This is a genomic window from Nocardia sp. NPDC049190, assembly GCF_040648115.1.
Taxonomy (GTDB): Bacteria; Actinomycetota; Actinomycetes; order Mycobacteriales; family Mycobacteriaceae; genus Nocardia.
In genome coordinates, this window is record NZ_JBEZDE010000095.1 from 1 (window position 1) to 4,623 (window position 4,623).

At 62.4% G+C, this 4,623-nt stretch carries 4 protein-coding genes and 2 pseudogenes; 5 read left to right on the forward strand and 1 reads right to left on the reverse strand.

The annotated features are described in order from the left end of the window. From AB0B25_RS31895 to AB0B25_RS31915, 5 genes and pseudogenes are all read left to right on the forward strand, one after another. Window positions 1-95: pseudogene (locus AB0B25_RS31895) on the forward strand (transcriptional regulator); the annotation flags it as partial. 223 nt (window positions 96-318) lie between these two features. After that, window positions 319-561 (forward strand): annotated as a pseudogene (locus AB0B25_RS31900) (IS256 family transposase); the annotation flags it as partial. Beyond that, a complete protein-coding gene (locus tag AB0B25_RS31905) occupies window positions 558-1,055 on the forward strand; it encodes an HAD domain-containing protein (RefSeq protein WP_357187502.1) in 498 nt (165 codons plus the stop codon). The pseudogene AB0B25_RS31900 and the gene AB0B25_RS31905, both read left to right, overlap by 4 nt. Window positions 1,056-2,200: 1,145 nt before the next feature. Then, window positions 2,201-2,629, forward strand: coding sequence for a transglycosylase SLT domain-containing protein (locus AB0B25_RS31910; protein WP_357187505.1), 429 nt, complete (start codon window positions 2,201-2,203; stop codon window positions 2,627-2,629). Between the two features lie 713 nt (window positions 2,630-3,342). Next, entirely contained in the window at window positions 3,343-3,756 is a 414-nt protein-coding gene (locus tag AB0B25_RS31915) for a hypothetical protein (protein ID WP_357187508.1), read from the forward strand. 10 nt (window positions 3,757-3,766) lie between these two features. Here AB0B25_RS31915 and AB0B25_RS31920 read toward each other — a convergent pair whose 3' ends face one another. Then, window positions 3,767-4,012 carry a hypothetical protein gene (locus AB0B25_RS31920; protein ID WP_357187511.1) on the reverse strand — a complete coding sequence of 82 codons (246 nt, stop codon included), beginning with the start codon at window positions 4,010-4,012 and terminating at the stop codon, window positions 3,767-3,769. Between the last annotated feature and the right edge of the window lie 611 nt (window positions 4,013-4,623).

A 4,623-nucleotide genomic window follows, 5' to 3' on the forward strand; every position in this document is an offset into this window, starting at 1 on the left:
GCTCCGAACGGCACGGTATGAATGTCATCCACCGAGCCCACCGCGACGCGCTCGCCGCACTATGCGTCGTGCTCGACCCCAACTGCTGCCGCTGACTGTGTTGGCCTCGACGCCCGACCGTGATGCACCTGGACTCCCACGTACATCGCGTCCACTTGCGTCTCGGCAGTCGCGGATGGGTGGCGAATCGTGTTTGATGGATCAACGCGGTCCGTGGCTGCGCTACGTTGATGGCATCAACATCGGTTCGGTAAACCAGCAGGTCGCGAACGGTCGCCGAGAAGTCGACGAAAATTGCTGAACACCAGGTCAAACGACTGGATCCATCTGCACACCACCAACCCGATCGAATCCACCTTCGTGACCGTGCGTTTGCGCACGAAAGTCACCAAGGGTCCGGAGTCGCGGGCGGCTGGGTTGGCGATGGCCTACAAGCTGATCGAGGCCGATCAAACCCGCTGGCGAGCGGTCAACGCACCACACCTGGCCGCCCTCGTGCGAGCCGGGGCGCGTTTCGAACGCGGCGTCTTCGTTGAGCGCGAACAGGGCACCGCAGCATGACCGATCACCCACAACACCCACCGCTGTTCCTCGATGTCGACGGGCCGCTTCGCCCTTTCGGGGACGACCCCGAGCGCGAGCCGTGCAGTGTCGTGTCGGACTCGCACTTCTCGCGGCTCAGACTCGAGGCGGGTTACCGGCTGGCGGAGCTGCCATGCCAGCTGGTCTGGGCCACGACATGGGAAGACAAGGCAAATGCCGAGATCGCGCCCCGGCTCGGGCTGCCACAACTGCCGGTCGTGCGGTGGCCGGAGCCCTCCACTGAGCACGAACGCGAGGACCGGTGGTTCGGGCTGTGCTGGGAGACCCGGACCCTGGTGGACTGGGCCGCCGGACGCCCGTTCGCCTGGGTCGACGACGAGATTACCGACGCCGACTACACCTGGGTCGCCACCCATCATCGCGGCCCTGCACTCCTGCGGCGCGTCGAGCCGTTCCGAGGACTCAACGGCGAGGACTTCGCAGCCCTCGATCACTGGCTGCGAGCACTATGAGCCACACGAGATACACAGAAATTGACAATTACTCCCCGGAACCGCCTTCCGCTGGGGTCTATCTCGCTAACGGTGTTTACGGCGGTTTCCATCAGTAGGTTTGGGCGTTGGGCCAGCGGTCGGCGAAGGTGATCTCGCCGCGTTGAGCGGGCGGGTGAATCATCTCGAGTGGGTTCCTGGGCGCGGGCTGCTTCTCAGGCTTTTTCCAACGCTATCGGAGACGGATAATTCGGTACGTCGCAGCGCCGACTGTCGGGAGACGCAGGGGGAGGGTGGATGTCAGGAAGGCCCCCTGCTCGGTTCACGGTTGTGGTCATGCCCTGGATCGAGAAGAACCGAGGAACCGCCGTGATCCGTTACATCGGTGGTCGGCTACCGTTCCATGCATCGACATCGATGGGAGGGGATCCGGTGGCAGATCAAACGGACGATGCGACGGCTGGTCGAGATCGTGCTGATCACATCCGCGGAATCGTGCGCGCTGCTCGTCGGATCGCCGACCGCAGTCGGGATGCGAGCATCACGGCTGAGGCCGACAAGATCATCCGTCTCGCCCGGGGGCTCGATGTCGGCCAGCGTCGATAGGGGGTGGACTCGAAGCCGGTGCTGGCCGCGGCCCGCGAGTGGGGGTGTGTCAGGGTCGATCCCAGGGCCGCTGTCGGCGCAACTTTCAGTGCTGTGACCGCGCTGGCAACGACTTCTCTATTGGGTCGATTCGCGAACTCCAAATCGCAGGTTTTCGCAGGTCATCGGCAGCTTTCAGTGCGCCGACAGTGTGCCGAGACATGCAGATCTCGGCCGTACGAGGCAGTGCGAGCCGGACTGACTATGCTTGTGACCTGAGCGGGAGGGACGGGATGACAGCCGTTGCCTCGATGTAGTGGGCTACCCGTCGTGGACACCTGCTCATCATCCGGCGAGTCGCTGTAGATCCGATTGCTCGGTCTGTGACTCACCGTGAGCCCATGTGTCGGATCGGCCGATTCTCGCAGCGCCTCCGACACTATTTGCAATTGTTCGGTTACTTTCGTTCTGCAGCGTTCGAAGACAGTTGCTGTCGAATGCGAAAGGACGAACAACAGATGCCGAATCGAACTCGCTCCGGTATATGCAGAGTCCTCCGAAAACTGAAATTCCCCATTCTCTTGTCCACCTCGGCGGCGTCACTCTGTATTATCGCCCCGACGGCGGTGGCCACACCGGAAATCTACGGCGGTCCGCCGGCCGTCGACACCATGTCCACGGGCCTGCCGCTCGGCCGGAAGGTGGGTTCGTTGGCGATATCACCGCTCGTACTTCGGATCATCGCCCTGACCATCGTCCCGCTCCATCAATTCGACTCGTTCGACAAAGTCATCACACATGAAAGCAGCTGGAACGTATTCGCCACCAACCCGGATAGCGGCGCGTACGGACTGGGCCAGGCGCTACCACCGGAGAAGATGGCCACCCACGGCGCCGACTGGCTATTCAATCCGGTGACACAGATCCGGTGGACCTACGACTACATGAACAGGCGTTATGGCGGCCCGGACGGGGCCTGGAAATTCTGGCAAGCCCATCACTGGTATTGAGACCGTGCGATCTTCTGCCCGCCGATCGGTGGCCACACGAACCCGAAGGTCTGCCCACCGAGTATCGGTGCGATCCGTACCACATTTGCTCATCTGTTCCCGTTGGAGCACGACATGTGCCATAGTGGCAGGCTGACCGGATGGGGGTACGCCAGCAGCAGTAAAACACCTGGAAATCGAAGGGTTCGAGTCCCCTTCGCTCCACTGGAAACGTGCAGGTCAGGGCTGTGATGCCATCTCTATCGAGTAGTCATCGACAAATGACCTGCATTCCGGGGGGCACCGGGGATCCAGCAGGGGTTGACCGCCTCCGAACGGAGCCGCTTCACGTGTCGAGCATTCGATCGTTACAGGCAAGGACGGCACGTCGCACACCCAAGTCCTGTGTCGCGTCCAGGACGTAGCGACCCGCAAGGCGACCCAGATTTCAGAATCTCTCGACGATCACGACGCCGTATTCGCGTGGCGCGCAGGGCCGGAGACGGCGCGGCACATCCTCGCCGCCGAGCAGTCCGCGCACACCGCGAACGCTGTCACGCTAAACCTGTTCATTCCGACCTACATCGACAGCCTGACCGGCATTCAGTAAGGCGACAAGTACCCCCGAGCTATTCCGACAACGGCATCGGCCCGGACGGGGGTGATCTGCTGCTACCGATGCTGTGCGAGGCCGACGCCGAGCGAACTCGATTGTCCGAGAATGGATCTCGGATATGCGAACTGACGGCGCGAGCGGCAGGACCATCGCCGACAAACAGGGGTTCCTGAACGCGGGCCTGAAGGTCGCTGTGCGTCGTCGGTTGATGCCATGGGATCCATGCGAGGACTCGACGCTACCGCCGAGGCACTACGAGCCGACGTTTCTCGAACCCGAGGAATTCGATTACCTCTACTCGATTACACCCGCCCGGCGCGACCTCCGGCCGACCAGGATGACTCTGGCGACTACCTGTGCCGCCTCGCGTGCTTGGAAGTACACCGGCAACGCTGAAAAGCGGCGCGGCGAACCGAAATCACGCACCGGCATCCGCACAACCAATGATCCGCAAGAAGTGGTCGCTGAGCCCCGTGTCGGGCATGCTGCGGCAGACCCTACGGCCACCCGGACGGGGCCAGAGTGGCCGTAGTCATGTCAGCTCAGCAGCTCCCGGCAGACCCGCTACCCCAGCCACGGCCCCAGCCACGGCCGCCGCGGTGAATGAAATCGCCGAAATTGTCGGCGGTCTTACTCTGATCGGTGGGAGTCACGTTCTCGTCGGCGGGCTCGAGCACCACCGGAGCAGCAAGCGCGGGGGTTGCCAGGACCGCAGCCGGCGTCAGCACGAGCGTGGCCGAAACTGCGCCACGTACCAGCACGCGGCCGAGGCTCTTGTCAGAAATCATCTTTACTTCCTTACTCGATTGCATAGCATCGGTCAGCGACCGATCAAGCGTCCGTGGGGGATTCGTGCCCATTTTCGACCCAGAACCTCCGTTGGACGACTTCCACCGTAGCGTCGCACCAGCCACCATTCACCATATGGTCTTCACTGTGCTCCATCCAGTTTGCTTTCGAGAAGAATCACCGTCGTGAGCGAGCAGTCGAACTCCCCAGTGGACATCGCCCGCTACCACGTGGGTGCAGATGTCCGTGCCCGACACTCACCGTCAAAGCCCAGCGCGGCGAAAAGCAGCAGGAGTCAGGAGAAAGGCCGCTCCGAGTTCAGCTAGGGCTTCTTCGCCAGGAAGGTGACATTGCCGCCCGGAGCCGAGGACGACGGCATCGACGCCACCTGAGTTCGGGCATCTTGACGGTGATGGTCCCGCTGCGTGAGCCGAAGAGCAAGGAAACACCAACAAGGTCGAAGTCGACCCGTGCGAGTAACCTCAGCGTGAACCGTCACGGGTAAGGGACCGGCTTGGGCTGTCTCGGCTTGATGTCCGCCGGGTTGCGAGAGTCAGGACACCGATTGTAGGTGTCGATTGGTCTTCTCGAATTCGGTCGGGGTGAGCCA

What these genes read in the sequence shown, in the direction of transcription:
- AB0B25_RS31915 (WP_357187508.1), top strand. Translation starts at nt 3,343, where the DNA reads ATGCGAACTGACGGCGCGAGCGGCAGGACCATCGCCGACAAACAGGGG.
- AB0B25_RS31905 (WP_357187502.1), top strand. Translation starts at nt 558, where the DNA reads ATGACCGATCACCCACAACACCCACCGCTGTTCCTCGATGTCGACGGG.
- AB0B25_RS31920 (WP_357187511.1), bottom strand. Translation starts at nt 4,012, where the DNA reads ATGATTTCTGACAAGAGCCTCGGCCGCGTGCTGGTACGTGGCGCAGTT.